The organism is Ruegeria sp. N8 (assembly GCF_056531325.1).
In genome coordinates, this window is record NZ_JBQFLQ010000002.1 from 125,705 (window position 1) to 146,565 (window position 20,861).

General features: G+C 59.3%; 20 protein-coding genes. 16 read left to right on the forward strand and 4 right to left on the reverse strand.

Annotated features, from left to right (window positions below):
• Positions 1–10: 10 nt before the first annotated feature.
• The 6 genes from ACR0C5_RS04675 (at position 11) to ACR0C5_RS04700 (ending at position 7,043) form a co-directional block, all read left to right on the forward strand.
• Positions 11–1,795, forward strand: a complete 1,785-nt coding sequence (locus tag ACR0C5_RS04675; RefSeq protein WP_480856543.1) for a sodium:solute symporter family protein — start codon at positions 11–13, stop codon at positions 1,793–1,795.
• 111 nt (positions 1,796–1,906) lie between these two features.
• Entirely contained in the window at positions 1,907–3,730 is a 1,824-nt protein-coding gene (locus ACR0C5_RS04680; protein ID WP_480874908.1) for a DUF294 nucleotidyltransferase-like domain-containing protein, read from the forward strand.
• A gap of 25 nt (positions 3,731–3,755) precedes the next feature.
• Entirely contained in the window at positions 3,756–4,274 is a 519-nt protein-coding gene (locus tag ACR0C5_RS04685; protein ID WP_170769490.1) for a hypothetical protein, read from the forward strand.
• Position 4,275: 1 nt separating this feature from the next.
• Positions 4,276–5,688: a 3'-5' exonuclease gene (locus tag ACR0C5_RS04690; protein WP_170788532.1), complete on the forward strand. Its 1,413-nt coding sequence runs from the start codon at positions 4,276–4,278 to the stop codon at positions 5,686–5,688.
• 89 nt (positions 5,689–5,777) lie between these two features.
• Entirely contained in the window at positions 5,778–6,278 is a 501-nt protein-coding gene (locus ACR0C5_RS04695; protein ID WP_170788531.1) for a flavin reductase family protein, read from the forward strand.
• A gap of 51 nt (positions 6,279–6,329) precedes the next feature.
• The gene (locus tag ACR0C5_RS04700) at positions 6,330–7,043 is read left to right on the forward strand and encodes a sulfotransferase family 2 domain-containing protein (protein WP_480874912.1); all 714 of its coding nucleotides are present in this window, start codon (positions 6,330–6,332) and stop codon (positions 7,041–7,043) included.
• On the opposite strand, the gene ACR0C5_RS04705 is transcribed toward ACR0C5_RS04700, so the two are convergent.
• From ACR0C5_RS04705 to ACR0C5_RS04715, 3 genes are read right to left on the reverse strand one after another with little or no spacing between them, the layout of a single operon-like run.
• Positions 7,032–7,511 (reverse strand): DUF6505 family protein, encoded by a 480-nt coding sequence (locus ACR0C5_RS04705; protein WP_170788529.1) that lies wholly within the window; start codon positions 7,509–7,511, stop codon positions 7,032–7,034. The two genes, ACR0C5_RS04700 and ACR0C5_RS04705, sit on opposite strands and share 12 nt — an antisense overlap.
• Positions 7,512–7,513: 2 nt before the next feature.
• A complete protein-coding gene (locus ACR0C5_RS04710) occupies positions 7,514–8,203 on the reverse strand; it encodes a biotin/lipoate--protein ligase family protein (protein ID WP_170769485.1) in 690 nt (229 codons plus the stop codon).
• Positions 8,200–9,261: an Mrp/NBP35 family ATP-binding protein gene (locus tag ACR0C5_RS04715; RefSeq protein WP_480874915.1), complete on the reverse strand. Its 1,062-nt coding sequence runs from the start codon at positions 9,259–9,261 to the stop codon at positions 8,200–8,202. The genes ACR0C5_RS04710 and ACR0C5_RS04715 overlap by 4 nt, the downstream gene beginning before the upstream one ends.
• A 109-nt stretch (positions 9,262–9,370) precedes the next feature.
• Between ACR0C5_RS04715 and ACR0C5_RS04720 the strand changes: the two genes are divergently transcribed.
• Positions 9,371–10,099 carry a c-type cytochrome gene (locus ACR0C5_RS04720; RefSeq protein WP_170769483.1) on the forward strand — a complete coding sequence of 243 codons (729 nt, stop codon included), beginning with the start codon at positions 9,371–9,373 and terminating at the stop codon, positions 10,097–10,099.
• On the opposite strand, the gene ACR0C5_RS04725 is transcribed toward ACR0C5_RS04720, so the two are convergent.
• Entirely contained in the window at positions 10,093–12,045 is a 1,953-nt protein-coding gene (locus ACR0C5_RS04725; protein WP_480874918.1) for a 4Fe-4S binding protein, read from the reverse strand. The genes ACR0C5_RS04720 and ACR0C5_RS04725 overlap by 7 nt on opposite strands.
• Positions 12,046–12,308: 263 nt before the next feature.
• On the opposite strand from ACR0C5_RS04725, the gene ACR0C5_RS04730 reads away from it, so the two are divergent.
• The 9 genes from ACR0C5_RS04730 to ACR0C5_RS04770 all read left to right on the forward strand — a co-directional run bounded on the left by ACR0C5_RS04730 (position 12,309) and on the right by ACR0C5_RS04770 (position 20,859).
• A complete protein-coding gene (locus tag ACR0C5_RS04730; protein ID WP_170769481.1) occupies positions 12,309–12,863 on the forward strand; it encodes a DUF3305 domain-containing protein in 555 nt (184 codons plus the stop codon).
• Complete coding sequence (locus tag ACR0C5_RS04735) at positions 12,860–13,444, forward strand: DUF3306 domain-containing protein (RefSeq protein ID WP_480874921.1); 585 nt, start codon at positions 12,860–12,862, stop codon at positions 13,442–13,444. Before ACR0C5_RS04730 ends, ACR0C5_RS04735 begins: the two co-directional genes overlap by 4 nt.
• A 4-nt stretch (positions 13,445–13,448) precedes the next feature.
• Positions 13,449–14,060 carry a TorD/DmsD family molecular chaperone gene (locus ACR0C5_RS04740; protein ID WP_480874923.1) on the forward strand — a complete coding sequence of 204 codons (612 nt, stop codon included), beginning with the start codon at positions 13,449–13,451 and terminating at the stop codon, positions 14,058–14,060.
• 63 nt (positions 14,061–14,123) lie between these two features.
• Positions 14,124–14,312 carry a ubiquinol-cytochrome c reductase iron-sulfur subunit N-terminal domain-containing protein gene (locus ACR0C5_RS04745; RefSeq protein ID WP_170352882.1) on the forward strand — a complete coding sequence of 63 codons (189 nt, stop codon included), beginning with the start codon at positions 14,124–14,126 and terminating at the stop codon, positions 14,310–14,312.
• A 106-nt stretch (positions 14,313–14,418) separates the two neighbouring features.
• A complete protein-coding gene (locus tag ACR0C5_RS04750) occupies positions 14,419–17,313 on the forward strand; it encodes a formate dehydrogenase subunit alpha (RefSeq protein ID WP_480874927.1) in 2,895 nt (964 codons plus the stop codon).
• A 12-nt stretch (positions 17,314–17,325) separates the two neighbouring features.
• The gene (fdh3B, locus tag ACR0C5_RS04755; RefSeq protein ID WP_037307340.1) at positions 17,326–17,919 is read left to right on the forward strand and encodes a formate dehydrogenase FDH3 subunit beta; all 594 of its coding nucleotides are present in this window, start codon (positions 17,326–17,328) and stop codon (positions 17,917–17,919) included.
• 106 nt (positions 17,920–18,025) lie between these two features.
• Positions 18,026–18,376 carry a putative quinol monooxygenase gene (locus ACR0C5_RS04760; RefSeq protein ID WP_480874929.1) on the forward strand — a complete coding sequence of 117 codons (351 nt, stop codon included), beginning with the start codon at positions 18,026–18,028 and terminating at the stop codon, positions 18,374–18,376.
• Between the two features lie 26 nt (positions 18,377–18,402).
• Positions 18,403–19,599, forward strand: a complete 1,197-nt coding sequence (locus tag ACR0C5_RS04765) for a formate dehydrogenase subunit gamma (RefSeq protein WP_170788520.1) — start codon at positions 18,403–18,405, stop codon at positions 19,597–19,599.
• Positions 19,600–20,859 carry a c-type cytochrome gene (locus tag ACR0C5_RS04770; RefSeq protein WP_170788519.1) on the forward strand — a complete coding sequence of 420 codons (1,260 nt, stop codon included), beginning with the start codon at positions 19,600–19,602 and terminating at the stop codon, positions 20,857–20,859.
• Positions 20,860–20,861: the final 2 nt, after the last annotated feature.

The following is a 20,861-nucleotide window of genomic DNA, read 5'->3' on the forward strand; positions in this document are numbered from 1 at the left end:
AGCGGGGATTATGGATCAGTTTACCATCAACCTGCTGTTTGTTGGCGCGTCCTTTGCGCTATACATCGGCATCGCGATCTGGGCCCGTGCGGGGTCCACATCTGAATTCTACGCCGCCGGTCGCGGCGTTCACCCGGTCACCAACGGTATGGCGACAGCGGCGGACTGGATGTCTGCGGCTTCGTTCATCTCGATGGCGGGCCTGATTGCCTTCACCGGCTATGACAACTCGACCTTCCTGATGGGTTGGACCGGTGGCTACGTGCTGCTGGCTCTGCTGCTTGCCCCTTACCTGCGTAAGTTCGGCAAGTTCACCGTTTCGGAATTCATCGGCGACCGCTTCTACAGCCAAACGGCCCGTATCGTTGCGGTGATCTGTCTGATCGTTGCGTCCGTGACCTACGTTATCGGTCAGATGACCGGCGTTGGCGTGGCCTTTGGCCGCTTCCTTGAGGTGTCCAACACAACCGGTCTGCTGATTGGCGCGGGTGTTGTCTTTGCCTACGCGGTGTTTGGTGGGATGAAAGGCGTGACCTACACTCAGGTCGCTCAGTACTGCGTGCTGATCACTGCCTATACCATCCCGGCAATCTTCATCTCGCTGCAACTGACCGGCACGCCTGTTCCGGCGCTGGGTCTGTTTGGTGACACTGCAAGCGGTGAACCCCTTCTGACCAAGCTGGACGCCATCGTGACCGAGTTGGGTTTCAACGAATACACCACCCACCACTCGAACACGCTGAACATGGTGCTGTTCACCCTGTCGCTGATGATCGGTACTGCGGGTCTGCCCCACGTCATCATGCGCTTCTTCACCGTACCGAAAGTGTCTGACGCACGTTGGTCCGCTGGCTGGGCGTTGGTCTTCATCGCGCTGCTGTACCTGACCGCTCCTGCTGTTGGTGCCATGGCCCGTTTGAACATCAGTGAAATGATGTGGCCGAATGGTGGCATCGAAGGTGGCGCTGTTTCGGTTGAACAGATCGACAATGACGCGCGCTATGACTGGATGGCCACGTGGCAGAAAACCGGTCTGCTGGACTGGGAAGACAAGAACGGCGACGGCAAAATCCAGTACTACAATGACAAGTCGGACGCTCTGAACGCGATTGCAGAAGAAAAAGGCTGGGCGGGCAACGAACTGACCAAGTTCAACCGTGACATCCTGGTTCTGGCCAACCCCGAGATCGCCAACCTGCCAGGTTGGGTGATCGGTCTGGTCGCTGCCGGCGGTCTTGCCGCTGCTCTGTCGACCGCTGCGGGCCTGCTGCTCGCAATCTCGTCGGCTGTGTCTCACGACCTGATCAAGGGCGCGATCAACCCGCAGATCTCGGAAAAAGGCGAGCTTCTGTCGGCGCGGATCGCAATGGCAGTCGCCATCGCCGTGGCAACCTGGCTGGGTCTTAACCCTCCGGGCTTCGCGGCGCAGACGGTGGCCTTGGCCTTCGGTCTTGCAGCGGCCTCGATCTTCCCGGCGCTGATGATGGGGATCTTCTCGACCCGCATCAACAACACCGGCGCGGTCGCGGGTATGCTGGCTGGTCTGGTCGTCACCTTGGTCTACATCTTCCTGCACAAGGGCTGGCTGTTCATTCCGGGCACCAACTCGTTCACCGATGCTGACCCGCTGCTGGGTCCGATCAAGTCGACCTCGTTCGGCGCGATCGGTGCCATGGTCAACTTTGCTGTCGCCTACTTTGTAGCCGGCGCGACCAAGGAGACCCCGCAGGAGATCAAAGATATGGTCGAAAGCATCCGCATTCCCCGTGGCGCGGGTGCAGCTCAGGATCACTGAGCCCTGATGCGGCCCATTGGCCCATTGCCAAAGGCCGCGTCTTTCGACTGACTACTCCCGCCCGGCACACCACCGGGCGGGATTTTTCAACCGGAAACCGAGGAGTAGCCCATGCCCCTGTCCCATGACGAGATCACCCGGTTTCTGAAATCCGTCCATCCCTATGACGCCCTGCCCCACGACCTGCTGGATTCTGTCGCGCAACAGATCGAGGTCTGGGAGGTCGAAGAGGATTCTCCAATCTATGAGCTGGGCCATACCCTGCCCGGCGTCTTTGTGATTTACGAAGGACAGGTTGAGATCAAGGATGAGAACGACGCCGTGGTCTCTCATCTGGGTTTGCGCAATTCCTTTGGCGAACGGGGCCTGTTGAAGGACGGCAAGGCGCTCACCAAGGCCAAATCGCACGCGCCTTCAGTGCTGTTGGTTCTGCCGTCCGATCTGGTGCGCGAATTGATTGACGGGCATACAGTTGTCGCAAAGTTCTTTAACCGTACCCGTGATGCGCGCCAGGGCCCGCAAAGTCTGGCGACAAGCGCCATCGACGTGCTGATGGCACACAACCCTACCACCTGCCCGCCGGACACTCTGGTCCGTGAAGCTGCGCAGGTGATGCGGGACAAACATATCTCATCACTTTGTGTAACCGAGGGGGACGCGTTGCGCGGGATCGCCACGTTGCGCGATATCTCGGGCAAGTTCGTGGCCGATGGGATGCCCGGCGACACCCCCATTTCAGCCATCATGACCGCCGATCCCATCACCCTGTCCCCATCCGATATCGGGTCAGACGTTCTGCACATCATGATGGAGCGCGGCATTGGCCATATCCCGATTTCCGAAGGTGGTCGTCTGGTTGGTATAGTGACGCAGACCGACCTGACCCATTATCAGGCCGTCAACTCTGCCGAACTGGTCCGGCGGATCGCGTCGGCGCAGACGGCCCAGCAGATGGCCGACGTGACCGATGAAATCCCGCAGCTTCTGGTACAGCTCGTCGCCGCCGGGAACCGGCATGAGATCGTCACGCGCCTGATCACCGATATCGCGGACACGGCTACAAGGCGGTTGCTGGCGCTGGCTGAGGCCAAGCTTGGACCCCCGCCTGTGCCCTATCTGTGGCTGGCTTGCGGATCGCAAGGTCGACAAGAACAGACAGGAGTGTCGGATCAAGACAATTGCCTGATGCTGGATGACAGCGTGTCCGAAGTGGACATGTCCTATTTCCACGCGCTGGCCAAATTCGTCTCAGATGGGCTGGACACTTGTGGGTATTTCTATTGCCCCGGCGACATGATGGCGACGAACCCGCGCTGGTGCCAGCCGGTGCGCGTCTGGCGCGATTATTTCAAGGGCTGGATCGCCAAGCCTGACCCTGAGGCGCAGATGCTGGCTTCGGTCATGTTCGACCTGCGCCCTATCGGCGGCGCTTTCCACCTGTTCGACGACCTGCAAGCCGATACGCTGGCTGCGGCGCGATCGAACTCGATCTTCGTGGCGCATATGATCTCGAACTCACTGAAACACACACCACCTCTGGGCCTTCTACGCGGCTTTGCCACCATCCGGTCGGGTGAGCACCGCAACACGCTGGATTTAAAACATAACGGCGTTGTGCCAGTGGTTGATCTGGCGCGGATTTACAGCCTGCAAGGCAAACTGCCGGAGGCCAACACCCGCGCGCGGCTGAAAGCGGCAGGATCGGCAGGTATCCTCAGTGCGTCCGGCGCGCGGGATCTGCTGGACGCCTATGACCTGATCGCTGAAACAAGGCTGGAACATCAGGTGCGTCTTGTGAAAGGCGACAAGAAACCGGATAACTTCCTGCCGCCATCGGACCTGTCTGACTTTGAGCGAAGTCATCTACGCGACGCGTTTGTCGTGATAAAAACGATGCAATCAGCGGTTGGCCACGGAAAAGGAATGCTGGGGTAAACCGGCTGGAAATGGGAGAGACAGAATGTTCCTCGAACTGATCGCCACCATCTTTGCAGGCATTGCATTCGCCGGCGTGGTGATGGTGATAAACAAATTTACCGGCGGTCGTCTGCCCAAATGGGTCGCGCCGGTCGCTGCAGGGCTTGGGATGATCGGAATGACGATCTCGAGCGAGTATTCGTGGTACGACCGCACCAAAGACACACTGCCCGACGGGATGACCGTGGTGCAAGAGGTCGAAAGCCGCGCGCTATACCGTCCCTGGACCTATGCGGTACCCTTCGTGAACCGGTTTGCGGCGATTGACACCGTCTCGGTCCGCACAAACGAACAAGTGCCGGAACAGCGGCTGGTTGACCTCTATTTCTTTGGCCGCTGGGCACCTATTTCTGTAGTGCCCGTGGCGGTCGATTGCGCGCAAAACCTGCGCGCCAATCTGGCCGACGGGGCCGAGTTCGGGGCCGATGGGCAGCTTGTGAATGCCGATTGGATCTCTGGCACAACCGACGACCCCATCATCGAGGCCACCTGCGGAGTGTAACATGCTGACCCGGCTAAGCCTGCGCCTGCGTATCTTCCTGTTCTTCTGCCTGCTGGCCGTTGGCGGAGTAGTCGTCAGCGCACTGGCACTGTGGATCAGTTACCGCCGCGTGGCCGACCCGGACCTGATCAACGCGTTCATTTTTGCTGAAATCATCATGGGTTTCGGCTTCGTTGCACTGATCGTTGCCGTCTGGCTTTTGTTCGATGACAACGTCGCCAAACCGATCGAGCGTCTGTCAGCGGAACTGCGGGCGCGTGCTCATGCGGGTGTCAGCTCGGACATGGACATGCAGGCCGCGCGCTATCTGGGCGATCTGGCCCCTGCGGCTGCAGGTCTAGCTGATCAGCTTTCAGAAAAGACCCTGAGTGTGGCCGAAGCCGTCGCCGCCGAAACCGCACATTTGGCCGCTGAAAAGCAACGATTGACCGCTTTGCTGACTGATATCCCGGTGGCCATGCTGCTGGCCAGTCCGACCCATAAGATCGTTCTTTATGATGGACAGGCGGCCGAGGTTCTGGCTCAGATTTCACATCCCCGCCTGAACGCGGCACTGTCGGAATATTTTCAACCTGAACCGCTGGAACATGCCTATGCCAAACTGGTCAAAACCGGGATCGAGGTCAGCTGCACACTGACAAGCACCGACGGCACCCAGTCATTTGCGACCCGCATGAAGCCCTTGGGCGATGCGCCCGGATACATGCTGATATTCGATGACAGCGTCGCCAATATCGCGCCCGAAGCCTCACGCCCGCTGGTCTATGATTTCGCACTGATGAACTCGGAAGCCAACCGCGCGCTTGAGACGCTGGAACTGCGAGACCTGTGTTTTGTCGTCTTCGACACCGAGACCACAGGTCTATTGCCGCACAAGGATGAGATCGTGCAAATCGGCGCTGTTCGGGTGGTGAATGGTCGGATCATCGAAGGCGAACAGTTGGATATGCTGGTTGATCCGGAGATGCCAATCCCGCCGGCCTCGACCAAGGTGCATAAAGTGACGAATGCCATGGTCCAGGATGCGCCCAAGATTGCCGAGGCAGGCCGCGTGTTCCATCAATTCGCGCGGGACGCCGTGATCGTGGCCCACAATGCGCCCTTCGACATGGCCTTTTTGCGCCGCCATGCCAACCAGATGAGCGTCGCATGGGATCACCCCATTTTGGACACGGTCTTGCTGTCCGCCGTGCTGTTCGGGGCCAGCGACAAACACACACTGGACGCGCTGTGTGAGAGGCTGGATATCACCATTCCGGACGCTTTGCGTCACACCGCCTTGGGCGACGCCGTCGCCACGGCTGAGGCTCTGGTTCGTATGCTGCCCATGTTACAAGCGCGCGGCATGAACACGTTCGGTGCGGTTATCGAGGCGACGCGTCAGCATGGGCGCTTGCTGGAAGACCTGAACTAAGCTGGAAAATAAATCGGTTAAACACAGCTTTTCGTGGACAATCCCACCGGGTCGTGGCACCTGAGGCCCGGCCACTGAACGAGCGCGCAATGACGGAAACGACCTTTACCCCTACCCCGGATCAAAGCACCGCCTTCCGCGAGGCGTTGGGCTGTTTCGGAACTGGTGTCACAGTCGTTACTACCCACACCGAATTGGGTCCACGTGCGATCACGGTGAACTCGTTCTCCTCGGTCTCGCTGGACCCGCCTTTGGTGTTATGGTGTCTGGCAAAGGATTCCAACCGGTTCGGTGCGTTTCATGACTGCCAGCACTATTCAATCCACGTTATGGCGCAAGATCAGCAGGATCAGGCGCTGAAATTCGCCCGTGACGGCGCGGATTTTTCCCACGCGGATTGGGCGCCGGACCACGCCAACCGCCCGCAACTGTCGAATTGCCTTGCCCGCTTTGACTGCCAACTTCACGCCCGGTACGAGGCCGGAGACCATCTGATCCTGATCGGAGAGGTCGAAAAAGTCATGTATCGCACCGGAAAAGGATTGATTTTCAAACGCGGTCAATTTGGCGGTTTTGCTGACCTGATTTAGTTTATTTTATGTATTCACTTATTGCGATCTAATATCGTACAACCCCGTACAATGATTGGAAGCAAGAAGAAAATCGTCTTTGTCCACATCCCCAAAACCGGCGGAAGTTCGGTTGCATGGGCGTTGCGAAAAGAATTTGACCGACCAAATCCCCTTCAGCGGTCGCTCAAAAGCCTCGACAAGAGGACTTTAAATACTGGGCTTTACCCAAAGTCGAAATTCCAACCTCTTCCAGTCCATGCGAAGGCGACAGACTACGTCCAGCATTTGGGTGACAGATATTGGGCAATGCATTCGCTCGCCTTTGTTCGGAACCCGTTCGACCTCCAGATTTCGTTGTTCAGCTATATACAGCAGACCGATATTCACCCCTTGCATAACGCGATTAAGGACATCAGTTTTCGAGAGTTTATTATTGAGTATTGTGGGACCGAATGTTCGCCAAACTGTCAATCTTCGTATGTGTTGGACCCGCAGGACCGCTGCATAGTCGGTACTGTTGGGCGTTTGGAAAACCTAAACGCTGATTTCCGGTCTTTTTGCTCCGAGATCGGCGTAAACGCGACATTGGACCATGAAAACAAGTCCAAGCGATCACGTAGAATCGCCGAGTACTACGACCCGGCACTAACAGAAATGGTCATCAATGCGTTTCGCCCGGATTTCGATTTGTTAGGTTACAGCACCGATCCGCATGACTTGTCCTATGCGCAGATGAAACTGGCCCAGCACCCTAGACTGCAACCGCATTTGTCAGTCGTCTAGCGAGCCATGCACGGCCAACGCCTCAAGCTGGGTTTCCTGCGGGGTGATGATGCGGAAAGCCTCATGCACACCGGTCTCGGATAGTTCACGGGCAACGGTCAGCAGGGTGTTGGGCGCATGTTCTTCGCACAGCTCGGACATATGGGTGATCTCTGATTGCGCCACGCCCAAGGCGGCTTCGACCGAAGGTGCGCCATAGAACTGCACGAAATGCTCGGCCAGGTTCTGCGCGATCTGGTCGATCTCGGAGGGTTCCACCTGCGTCACGGCCACGAATGTCACCCGGCCAAAGGTCTCAACCCCCAACCAACCGTTCGAGAACGCCTGCCGTGCCTTGCCTTCAAGATCGCCCTCGCCCCAGTTCGAAAACTCGAACCCGCCCGAGATACACCACTCGCCCGTGCGGGCCGGGGAATGAAATACGTTCATGTCGCTTTCGTCGAAATGGATCGCGCGGGCCAGTTTCATCTTTAGTTCTCCAGTAGATCCGTCAAGGGGCGCAGGGTTGTTTCGGCACCGTCGCGGATCAGCATTCCGAACCGCTCGTCGGCGCCCAGAAAGACACCTGTGTCATAGGGTTCGCCCACCCCGCGTAGCAGCCCCATCCATTCGGCGTGTAGCGGCGCATTTCCGTCTTCTTGCCAGCGGTTGAGCCATGTCAGCATGTGCCGCGACCAGCTTTCGACCAGTTGAGTCGGCGATACCTCGGCGCAGCCTTCGTCATAAAGCGCTGTGATATCAGGATTTTCGCCAGGCGCTTCGCTGGTTTGTATCAGCGCCAGTTCCCAGCCCACGATCAGCCAGTCGGGTTCGGCCTCGGGCACGGCAGCCGAGGCCGCGACCTGAAACATCCCGCACTTGGCCCCGTTCACACAGATCGGACCATCCCAGTCCAGATGCACCGCAACCTCGGGCGGTGCAAGGGCGCCAAGGGCGTTTTGAAAGCCCACGGCGCACAGAGGCAGCATCGCCATCGCGTCCTGAAGCGGAACCTCAGGTGCAAAGACGATTGCCACACGCAGGCGGTCCGCCTGAATGTTGTAGACCACCGTTCCCGCGTCGCAGCCCAACGCGGCCATGGCTTGCGCGCGCTGAAACGGGTCCTCGCCGCCCTGCACCGGGTGGCCTGCAAGCAGCGGAGGGAACACGGGTTCCGTCATGCGTTGCCCTTGGCAATCATGTCGCGGGCGATTTTGCGGAACGCGTCGGCCTGCGGGCTGTCGGGTTTGCTGACCACGATGGGCGCACCGCCATCAGCGGCCACGCGAATGTCCAGATGCAGAGGGATTTCCCCCAGCAGCGGAACACCCAGCGATTCAGCCTCGGACGCCACACCGCCATGGCCGAACACATGTTCCTCATGCCCGCAATTCGAGCAGATATGCGTGGACATGTTCTCGATCATGCCAACAATCGGCGTTTTCAATTGGTTGAACATGTCGATTCCCTTACGGGCATCGATCAGGGCCACGTCCTGCGGGGTCGAGACAACGATTGCGCCGTCTACCTGGAACTTTTGGCTCAGCGTTAGTTGCACGTCGCCGGTGCCGGGCGGAAGGTCAACGATCAGCACATCCAGCGCGCCCCACTGCACCTGGTTCATCATCTGCTGCAACGCGCCCATTAGCATCGGGCCGCGCCAGACAACCGCCTGCCCTTCATTGGTCATCAGCCCCATCGACATCATGGTAACGCCGTGGTTGCGCAGCGGCAGGATCGTCTTGCCATCGGGGCTGGCCGGACGACCCGAGACGCCCAGCATCCGAGGCTGCGACGGGCCATACACATCGGCATCCAACAGACCCACGCGCCGCCCCTCGGCAGCCAGCGCACAGGCAAGGTTCGCGGATACGGTCGATTTACCGACCCCGCCCTTGCCCGAGGCCACGGCGATGATCCGATCCACACCGGCCACCGGCTGAGGGCCGGTCTGCGCCGGTTTCGGCTTGGGTTTCAGATCTGGCGGTGCCTTGTCGGAATGCGCGGTCAGCATGGCCGAAACCTTGGCCACGCCATCTACCATTTGCGCCGCCTGCTCAGCCGTCGCGCGCACCGGCTCCATCTTGTCGGCGTACTTGGGATCGATCTCCATCACAAAGCGAACGGCGTCGCCTTCGACGTTCAGAGCGCGCACGATACCAGCGCTGACAATGTCCTGACCCGACACCGGATCAGTGATCTTCTTGAGGTTCGCCAAAACCGCGTCACGAACACTCATGCCTGTAACCCTTTGATTTTCCCAACCATGTGGCTGCTGTTCATTGCATGTGTCTCCGTCTCATTCTGTTTATTTGACGCAATTGGGGCGCTGCCGCTAGGCTGACCCCATGCGCGTACTCCTTTTGTGCCTGAGCCTGACGCTCACCGCCACCCCCTCTTGGTCGCAAGAGGCGCTCGGGCTGGCTGCCCCGCCCGAAGTTGCCGACTCTGGCCTGTTGCAACATATTCTTCCCCGCTTCTCTCTCAAGACCGGGATACGGGTTATTGCCGATGACACGGGCGTTTTGGTGTTGGAAAACGGCCCTCCGGGTGATCCGGTCTTTGCCCGCGATGGGGTGATATACCACCTGCGCATCGGGGACGACACCAAACACGAACGGTTCCGCGACTGGCTGCTGTCGGATATCGGCAAACGCACGGTCGAAGGGTTTGCCCCCGACAATGGCACGCCGTTTTCGGCCGAGTTCGAGATCGCCGCCGTGCAGGAAGAAACCGTGATCGACGGCGATGCGCTGTTGGGCGAGGAACTGTCGATGACCCATTGCGGGCGATGCCACGTGATCGGCCCGCAAAACCGCATGAACGGGCTGGGCTCGACGCCATCCTTTGCCGTACTGCGTGCGATGCCGGACTGGTCGGAACGGTTCGAGGCGTTTTTTGCCCTGAACCCGCATCCGGCCTTTACCCAGATCGACGGGCTGACACCGCCCTTCGACCCGGAACGCCCCTCGCCCATTCATCCGGTCGAGATAACGCTGGACGAGCTGGACGCGATATTGGCCTTTGTCTCGGTCATTCGCGCCGCTGATCTGGGCGCTCCGCTGCAACTTCAGTGATCCTTCCTTTTTGAGAAGTAGTCCTCGGTCGTGACCACCTTCGGGCGCGGCGCGGATTGGAACGGATTGTCCTGATGTTGAAACTGCGCGTTCACTCGGCAATTGTCGCACATCTGGATCATCCGCGCCTGCTCCGAGGTGGCGAACATTGGATGCGTGCCCGACAGCTTCTCCATGATCCGTTCGACCGTGGATTTAACGCCGAACAGCGCGCCGCATTCGACACAGGCAAAGGGCTCTTCCTCGTTCAACACCTGCTGAGACAAGGCGGCATCGCTCAGGTCCAGTTGCGGGACCAGCGTGATCGCGTCCTCGGGGCAGATTGTTCGGCACATGCCGCATTGCAAACAAGCATCCTGCTGGAAGTTCAGCTGCGGCATATCCGGGTTGTCGATCAGCGCCCCCGACGGGCAGAGCGACACGCAACTCAGACACAGCGTGCAACTGTCTGTATTCACGGCCACCACGCCGTAAGGCGCATCTTCGGGCAATGGCAGCGGAGCATCGGCCTGTGGATTAAGCGCCTGCGCGGCCAAGCGTGCGATTTGACGCCGATTTCCCAAGGGCAGCACCGTGTCGGCCAAAGGTGCTGGAACATCCTGACCATATAGCTGATCGGACATAGCGTCCGGGTCCGCTTCATCAATCAGGCCCAGCTTGCCCACGCCTGCGATGGCCTCGGCCAATGCCAGTTCCCTGTCCAATGCATCCCGCTCGGTCGTTGGCGCCAGCAGCACATCCACACGGGCAAATCCATGGGCCAGCGCGGCCAGCATTTCGGAATGGCCAAAGCCCGAGATCACATTCAGTTCCAATGGAATCACGTCGGCAGGCAGACCACGACCAAAGCGGGCGGACAGTCGGATCATTTCAGCCCCGTGGGCATCATGAACCAGCAGCCGGGGCGCTTGTCCCTCGGCCCGTCGATAAGTGCGCGCCAGAATGTGCATCCGGGACAAAAGTGCTGCAACCGGCGGGTCTTCGTAGGTGATCGCTGTCGAGGGGCAGACCGCAGCGCACTCTCCGCATCCGGCGCAGATCATAGGGTCGATTGACACGTGTTCGCCCTCAGAGGTGATCGCACCGGTTGGGCAGATGTCCAGGCAGTTAGAACACCCTACCTGTTCGGCGCGGGAATGGGCGCAGAGAGTTTCCTCCATCCGAACATAAAGCGGTTTTTCAAAGGTGCCGACCAGTTGCGCCGCTTCAAAGGCCAGACGTTCCACAGCGACGGTATCCTTGGGATCGGCCCTCAGATACCCTTCGCGCTTGGCGGGGGCCTGCACGAAAGGCGTGTCCCCGGTCAGGTCCAGAACGATATCGCAAGATGAGCCCGCCCCGTCGCGCGGTTCCGACCATGCAAAGGCTCCGCGTCCGCCGGGTTCTAACTGTTGCAGCGCATCCAGCCGCAGGGAAAATCCACCCAAAGCACCGGTCAGCGACCGAACACGCCCGCGCACCACATCGTAGGCCCGCGACATCGGCTCGTTACCGTCGGTGCTGAGGACCGTGACGGCCAAGGTCGACGACAGGCGCTCGGCCAGATCAAACGCAACTGCACCGGGGCCGATGATAAAACACGTACCTTCGCTGACGACATCCACGCTGGGCGTGATCGGCTGCGGCAACAGCGCCTCGGCAGCCAGCGCTGCCATCTTGGGGGCGGCATCAGCGCCCTCATCCGACCATCCCGCGCGGTCTCGTAGATCGACGAAACCCGGGGCCTCGACCCCAAGCTCTTCGGCCAGGTTGCGAAAGACTTCCTGCTCTTGTCCACAGGCGACAATCACGTCACCGTCCTGCATAAACTTCGCAGCTGTCTCCAATTCGCGCGTACACAGCGCCGTGTGGACCTTGGAACATGTCGCATCGCAAGCGGACGCAATCTTGTCTGCGTCCACGCGCTGAGTGCCCGCGCAGTCGCATAATAGTAGTTTGGTGCTCATATCCCCTCCCCGGATGTCGCGCCATCTCACAGCACAGTAGGCTGTATTCAGGGGACGGCAATGTAAACCCCATCGCAAACACGCCAAATCCAACCCCCGGACGCGCTAAACAACCCTGTTTTTCTACCGGGGAACAAGGCCCCTCACGAACTCGCTATCACCGTATGCGACTAAAGTCGTAGTGCTTGGGCTTGGCAGAAGATCATTTTGTGTACCATAGTGAACATGGGGAAGGCAGGGGAGAGCCTTCCGGGGAGGAATACGTGGCGAAGGCCGCTCATCAAATTGAAATGCCAATTGGCGTCGTTGTGCGCAAAACGCCCGGAGTCACTCGCTGGGCGAAATGGAACTGGCGCGCTGTCGCGGTTTTGCCCGGTGCCGGCCCTGCGGACTGGCACGAGATGCGCCGTGAAGGGGAGGCTGTAGAATACCACGCAGCAACCCTGCCTCTGACGTTGTGGGCGGATGAGACCGAGGCGTATATGGTCAACCTGTCCGACGGCACGCCTTCGATTTACCTTGTGCTGCGCGATGCATTGGACGGGCAGCGCCCTATGGATGCTGTGCTGGTTACAGCCTCACCCTATGAAGGGCAGGACTACGCGGATACTGGTGAAGAGATTGTCGAGAAAATTCCAATGACCGACGGGCTGATCGCCTGGGTGCGGGATTTCGCGTTGGAACATCACCGCGATGAAGTCTTCGTTAAACGCAAGCGCGACAAGAAACGCACTGATCTGGTCGAAGATGGCAAAGGCGATGCGCGCATCCGACAAACGTCTGATGTTTACCGCGCCCCGCGGAGGATCATCCAATGACCGAAGCCCGCGATTTCTGGTCCCGCCGCAAAGCCGCCGTTCAGGCCGAGGCTGAGGCCGAAGTAATCGCAGCCGAAGAACAGGTGATCGCAGATCAGCGCGCCGAGCTGGAAGAAAAAACCGACGCCGAAATTCTGGCCGAGCTCAACCTGCCCGATCCCGATCAGTTGCAAGCGGGTGACGATGTCTCGGGCTTTATGGCCAAAGCTGTCCCCGATCGTCTTCGCCGCCGCGCCCTGCGCCGGTTGTGGCGGCTGAACCCGGTATTGGCCAATGTGGACGGCTTGGTGGATTATGGTGAGGACTACACCGACGCGGCCAGTGTGATCGAAAACCTTCAGACCGCCTATCAGGTCGGCAAGGGTATGCTTGCTCATGTCGAAGCGCTGGCCGCCAAGGCCGAAGCCGAGGCGGAAGATTCCGATATCGAGGTCGAGGCCGAGGAACCTCAGCCAGAACCCGAAGAAATCGACCTGCCCGACCCAGAACCCTTTCTCGTGGCTGAAATAGAACCAGACGCGCCGGAGGAGGCGGAAGTCGCCCCTGCCCCGCGCCGCATGAAATTTGAATTCGAAGGATGACCGAATGACCGCAAGTGAAGCGCAACAGATGGATGTCTCGGCCGAGGATCGCCTGCGCGCGGATTTCTACAACTTTCTGGGCCTGCTGCTGGCCGGTCCGCCCGATCAGATGCTGCTGGACCAGATGGTGGGTCTCAGCGGCGATGACAGCGATCTGGGTCAGGCTATTCAGGCAATGGCTCGGGTGGCCAAAGTCACCAAACCTGCGTCTGCTGAACGAGAGTTCAATGCCTTGTTCATCGGTTTGGGACGCGGAGAGCTTCTGCCCTATGCCAGCTTTTACCTAACCGGATTCCTGAACGAGAAACCATTGGCTCAGCTGCGCAATGACATGGCTGTGCGCGGTATTACCCGGGCGCAAAACGTCTATGAACCCGAAGACAACATCGCCTCGTTGATGGAGATGATGGCGGGGATGATCGTCGGTCGGTTCGGCACGCCTGCGTCTTTGGAAGACCAGAAAGCGTTCTGGAACAAACATATCGGCCCTTGGGCCACGCATTTCTATTCGGATTTGGAAGGCGCCGAGAACTCGGTCCTCTATGCCTCAGTCGGCACTGCCGGTCGGGTCTTTATGGAGATCGAGCGCGAAGCTTTCCGAATGTCGGCAGCGTGAGACGTTGTCATTCGCCAGCGTCCCTTGCGGGGCGTTAAACTGCAAATGGGAAAGGAGACACCCATGAGCAAGACCAAGGAAGAAGGTGCAACGCGCCGCGACTTCCTCAAACTGGCCGGAACCGCAGCACCCGCTGCTGTCGCCGCAGCCAGCCTGACCGGACAGGCCGAAGCAGCCGAGCTGCCCACGGACGAAACCCGGATGCAGGACACCGCGCATACACGCGCATATCTGGAAAGCACCCGGTTCTAGGATCGGACGTTTTCACCACCCGACAGACGGTTGCGATTGGCCCTGACGTCGGTTTTGCGAAGTACCAAGCAGCCGTGACTTACATGGCACGCAAGGGAGGAAAGTAATGCTTAGGAAAAAGACCAACGGGGTTGCGAGACGCCCCCAGCGGACAAGTATCCTGTCCCAGGTCGGCGAGAAAACCGTCGATCGCCGCGCATTTCTGCGTGGCTCGGGCCTGACGATCGGCGGCCTTGCCGCGATCAGCGCCACGGGTGGAACCGTGACGCCAGCCAGCGCCCAGACAGCGGCCAATCAGGCCGTCGAAAACATCAAATCCGTATGCACCCACTGCTCGGTCGGCTGTACAGTCGTTGCCGAAGTGCAGAACGGTGTCTGGGTCGGGCAGGAACCCGGCTGGGACAGCCCGTTCAATCTGGGTGCACACTGCGCCAAGGGGGCCTCGGTCCGCGAGCACGCCCATGGCGAGCGCCGCCTGAAGTACCCGATGAAAAAGGAAGGCGGAGAGTGGAAGCGCATCAGCTGGGAACAGGCGATCGACGAGATCGGCGACGGCATGATGAACATCCGCCAAGAATCCGGGCCGGACAGCGTGTACTGGCTGGGTTCTGCGAAACACAATAACGAACAGGCCTATCTGTTCCGCAAGTTCGCAGCCTACTGGGGCACGAACAACGTGGACCACCAGGCCCGTATCTGCCACTCGACCACTGTTGCTGGCGTTGCGAACACATGGGGCTATGGCGCCATGACCAACTCGTATAACGACATGCACAACAGCCGGGCCATCTTTATCATCGGTGGTAACCCGGCCGAGGCGCACCCCGTCTCGCTGCTGCATATCCTGCGTGCGAAAGAGCAGAACAACGCCCCTCTGATCGTCTGCGACCCGCGCTTTACGCGCACCGCGGCCCATGCGGATGAATATGTCCGTTTCCGCCCCGGCACCGACGTTGCACTGGTCTGGGGTATCCTGTGGCACATCTTCGACAACGGTTGGGAGGACAAAGAGTTCATCCGCACCCGTGTCTGGGGAATGGACCAGATCCGCGAAGAGGTTGCCAAGTGGACCCCGGATGAGGTTGAGCGCGTTACCGGTACGCCTGGCTCGCAGCTGCGTCGCGTCGCCCGGACAATGGTGAACAACCGTCCCGGCACCGTTGTATGGTGCATGGGTGGTACACAGCACACGAACGGCAACAACAACACCCGCGCCTATTGCGTGCTTCAGCTTGCGCTTGGCAACATGGGCACATCGGGCGGTGGCACCAACATCTTCCGCGGCCACGACAACGTGCAGGGCGCAACAGACCTTGGTGTTCTGTCCCATACCCTGCCCGGCTACTATGGCCTCTCCGCAGGCGCATGGGGTCACTGGAGCCGCGTCTGGGGTGAAGATCTGGATTGGCTGAAAGGTCAGTTCGCCACGATCAAGGACAAGGAAGGCAAGGATAAGCCGCTCATGAATGAGCGTGGCATCCCGGTTTCCCGCTGGATCGATGGTGTTCTGGAAGACCCGGCCAACATGGATCAGGACAACAACGTTCGTGCCATGGTTCTGTGGGGCCACGCGCCCAACTCGCAGACCCGGATGACGGAAATGAAGACGGCGATGGAGAAGCTGGACATGCTGGTCGTGATCGACCCGTATCCCACCGTCTCGGCTGTTCTGCATGACCGCACCGATGGTGTCTACCTGTTGCCTGCCTGTACGCAGTTCGAAACACGTGGTTCGGCCACGGCATCGAACCGGTCGCTGCAGTGGCGCGACAAGGTGGTTGATCCGCTGTTCGAAAGCTTGCCGGACGAGGTCATCATGGCCAAGTTCGCCAACAAGTTCGGCTGGGCGGACCGCTTCTTCCGTAATATCGAGATGGAAGATGCCGAGACCCCGAATGTTGAAAGCATCACGCGTGAATTCAACTCGGGCCTCTGGACCATCGGCTATACCGGGCAGTCGCCGGAACGTCTGAAAAGCCACATGGCCAACCAGCACACGTTCGACAGAACCACGCTGCAAGCCATCGGTGGACCAAACGACGGCGAGTATTACGGACTGCCGTGGCCCTGCTGGGGTACGCCGGAAATGGGTCATACAGGGACACCAAACCTCTATGACATGTCCAAGCCGGTGGCCGAAGGCGGCCTGACTTTCCGCGCCCGTTTCGGTGTGGAACGCGATGGTGACAACTTGCTGGCCGAAGGGGTCTATAGCGTTGGATCGGAAATTCAGGATGGTTATCCGGAATTCACGATGCAGATGCTGATGGATCTTGGCTGGGATGGCGATCTGACCGCCGAGGAACGCGCGGCGATTGACGCTGTTGCGGGTCCTGAAACCAACTGGAAGACCGACCTCTCCGGCGGTATCCAGCGGGTTGCGATCAAGCATGGCTGTGCGCCCTTCGGGAACGCCAAAGCCCGCGCGGTTGTCTGGACCTTCCCGGATCCGATCCCGCTGCATCGCGAGCCGCTCTATACCAACCGGCGAGATCTGGTGGAGGACTATCCGACCTACGAGGACCGTCAAGCCTATCGTCTGCCCACTCTTTATGCTTCGATCCAAAAGAACGACTTTTCAAAGGATTACCCAATAATCCTGACGTCTGGTCGTCTGGTCGAATATGAAGGTGGCGGTGATGAGACACGGTCCAACCCGTGGCTGGCCGAACTTCAGCAGGACATGTTCGTCGAGATCAATCCGCGCGATGCCAATAACCTTGGCATTCGGGACGGATCACAGGTCTGGGTCGAAGGTCCTGAGGGCGGAAAGGTCAAGGTGATGGCGATGCTGACCAACAGGGTTGGCGCCGGCGTGGCCTTTATGCCGTTCCACTTTGGCGGTCATTTCCAGGGCGAGGACCAGCGGCACAAATACCCCGCAGGTGCTGACCCCTATGTCTTGGGCGAAAGTTCTAACACCGCCCAGACCTATGGCTACGATTCAGTAACCCAGATGCAGGAGACCAAATGTACTCTCTGCAAGATCTCGGCAGCGTAAAGGAGGACGAAAATGGCTAGAGCAAAGTTTCTCTGCGACGCTGAACGCTGCATCGAGTGCAATGCCTGTGTCACCGCGTGTAAAAACGAACACGAGGTGCCATGGGGCATCAACCGCCGCAGGGTGGTAACGATCAATGACGGCAACCCGGGCGAACGCTCGATCTCGGTGGCCTGTATGCATTGCTCGGATGCGCCTTGCATGGCGGTGTGCCCGGTCGACTGCTTCTATCAGAACGAAGAAGGTGTCGTCCTGCACTCCAAGGACCTGTGCATTGGCTGCGGCTATTGCTTCTACGCGTGCCCCTTCGGCGCGCCGCAATATCCGCAGGCGGGCAACTTCGGATCGCGCGGCAAGATGGACAAATGTACCTTCTGCGCCGGTGGTCCCGAAGAAACGCACTCGACCGCAGAGTTCGCCAAATACGGTCGCAATCGGATCGCCGAGGGCAAACTGCCCATCTGCGCCGAGATGTGTTCCACCAAGGCCCTGCTTGCCGGTGACGGCGACGTGGTCTCGGCCATCTACCGCGAACGCGTTGTGGCGCGCGGCTTTGGCTCGGGCGCGTGGGGTTGGGGCACCGCCTACGACCAGAAAGACGGCTAAGGTCTATCGGAAGCTCGACAGCCCCCTGCGCTAGGCCGGGGGCTGTCTTACCCTTGCCGGTGGCCGCCTGTCGGTCGCCGCCTTTCCTGACGAAGGTAGGACGCCTATGACCAACGATATCTACTGGCTGTTGAAGCTGGACCTGAACCCAGAAAAACAGTCCGAGTTCGAGGCCCTGATGGCCGAAATGGTCGCCGCGACCCTCGAGGAAACAGGCGCCAAAACCTATGAGTGGCACCAAAGCGACAGCGCCATTCACATCTATGAACGTTACGCAAGTTCAGATGATGCGATAATTCATATGCAGAATTTTGAGGCAAATTTCGCGGATCGGTTTATGTCCTTACTTACGCCGGTTCAGTTTGATGTCTACGGCCCCGCGAAAGACGACCTTCAGGCGGCCCTGTCCCCTGTCGGAGCCGTTTTTCACAAGCAGATCGGCGGCTTTGACCGCTGACACGACCAAGAATAGGGAGAGAACCCATGCGCCTGATCCATTTTCTGCTCTTCTCACTCTTCCTGACCGGTGCCGCATGGGCGCAGGACGCCCCGGAATCCCCGGCACCGGATCGCTCGGCCACCGGAGGGGCCACGACGCTTGAGGATATTCTGGCCCGTCAACGGGGCGAGAAAGTGGACAACACTTATCGCTCGGAAAACACTGGCCAAGGCAATGTCGAAGGTTTGCTGGGGCAGTTTGGTACTGCCGGTGTGGCCTCGGACAGTGATGTCTATCGCGCGCTACGCTATGGGTCGGCGGATGTCACCGTGTCGTCTCAGGGGCCCGCAGCCAGTGTTCTTATCCAGGATGGTGGCATGTGGTGGTGGGCTTTCCGCACCGGACCGTTGCGAGAATACGGAACCTACATCATTGCAGGCATGGCCGCCGTGATCCTGCTGTTCTTCCTGATCCGTGGCAAAATCCGCATTGATGGTGAGAAAACCGGGCGCACAGTCACGCGTTTCAATGGGTTTGAGCGGTTCGGCCACTGGCTTTTCGCCGGGTCCTTTTTAGTGCTTGGGTTTACAGGGCTGTTGACACTGTATGGGCGGGATTTCCTGATCCCGATCTTTGGAAAAGAAGGCTTCGCGACTATTGCGCAAGGGTGCAAGTGGCTACACAACAACCTCGCCTGGGCCTTTATGTTGGGGTTGATCATCGTGACGGTGAACTGGATCGCTCACAACATTCCCAACCGGACCGACCTGAAATGGCTGGCCGCCGGTGGCGGTTTGTTCACCAAAGGCAGCCACCCGCCCGCCAAAAAGTTCAATGCCGGTCAAAAGGTCATATTCTGGTCCTGCATTCTGCTGGGCGTGTCGATCAGCCTTTCGGGCCTGTCTCTGCTGTTCCCGTTCGAGATGCCTCTGTTTGCCAAAACCTTCCAGATCGCCAATGCAACCGGCCTGCCTCAGGCAATGGGTTTGAGCCTGCCGGTGCAGATGTCGCCGCAAGAGGAAATGCAATACGCGCAGGTCTGGCATGTGATGATCGCCTATGTTTTCATCGCCATCATCATCGCCCATATCTACCTCGGCTCGGTCGGGATGGAAGGTGCATTTGACGCCATGGGAACCGGCGAAGTCGAAGAGCAATGGGCACGCGAGCACCACTCGTTGTGGCTGGAGGAGGTCCAGGAAAAAGAGGCCAGCAAAGCGACGGCCTCGCCCGCCGAATAGATGCGCGGGTTGGTTCTGGCGCTGGCTTTACTGCCCCTGCCCGCTTTAGCTGAGTTTTATACGCTAAAAGGTCATGGTGGTCCGATCATGGGGATCGCCACGGCCCCCGACGGGCGGATCGCTACGGCAAGTTTCGACAACTCGGTCGGCATCTGGTCGGATCAAATGCCGGAATGGCTGGAAGGTCATGAGGCAGCTGTTAACGCAGTTGCTTTCAACGGCACTGCGATCTATTCCGCCGGCGACGACTTCACTCTGCGCCGCTGGCCCGGCGGTGAGGTTGTAGGACAGCACAAAGGCAAAATCGTACATATCGCTGCCTCGAAAACCCATGTGGCGACCGCCAGCTGGGACGGCACAATCGGGTTGTGGCCCGTGGATGGATCGGAACCAAAAACTCTGACGACCGGCAGCGGAGTGAATGCCGTGGCGTTTACGCCTGACGGCAACCAACTGTATTCAGCCGGTGTCGACGGGGCTTTGCGCTTGTGGGATGTGACCAGTGGACAGGAAACTCTGCGACTGGTCGAGCATGGCTTTGGCATCAATGAACTAGTGCTAAATACGCAGGACAACTGGATCGCCTATGGCGCTGTTGATGGTGTCACCCGCGTCCGCGACCTGACCACGGGCGAGGAACGTGACTTTACCCTCGACCGTCGCCCTATTCTGGCGCTGGCGCTTAGCCCTGATAACAGCATGCTCGCTGTAGGCGACGGCGAGGGCTTCATCATGGTGGTCGACACGGAGGAGTGGCGCATCGCGCAAGATTTCCGCGCCACTTTGCGCGGTCCGGTCTGGGCGCTGGCTTTTTCACCCGATAGTCAGAACATCCACGCCGGCGGCATTGATGAGGCAATGTACAGTTGGCCGGTCGCCAATCTGCGCGAGCAAGAACGGATGGCTGCGTCCGAGCCCAGCTTCCTCAAAAACCCCGATCAGATGAGCAATGGTGAACGGCAGTTTGCCCGCAAATGCTCAATCTGTCACAGCCTGACCCCAGACGGGCAACGCCGCGCCGGTCCGACGCTGCATGGCGTCTTTGGCCGCCGGGCTGGAACACTGCCGGGATATTTCTATTCGGACACGCTGCAAGACTCTGATATCATTTGGAATGACGAAACCATAAATGCCCTTTTCGATGAGGGGCCCGACCACTACATTCCGGGGTCGAAGATGCCGATGCAGCGGATCACGCAGCCCAGCGACCGGGAAGATCTGGTCGCCTTTCTGCGCCGCGCCACGGCACCGGAAAACTAACG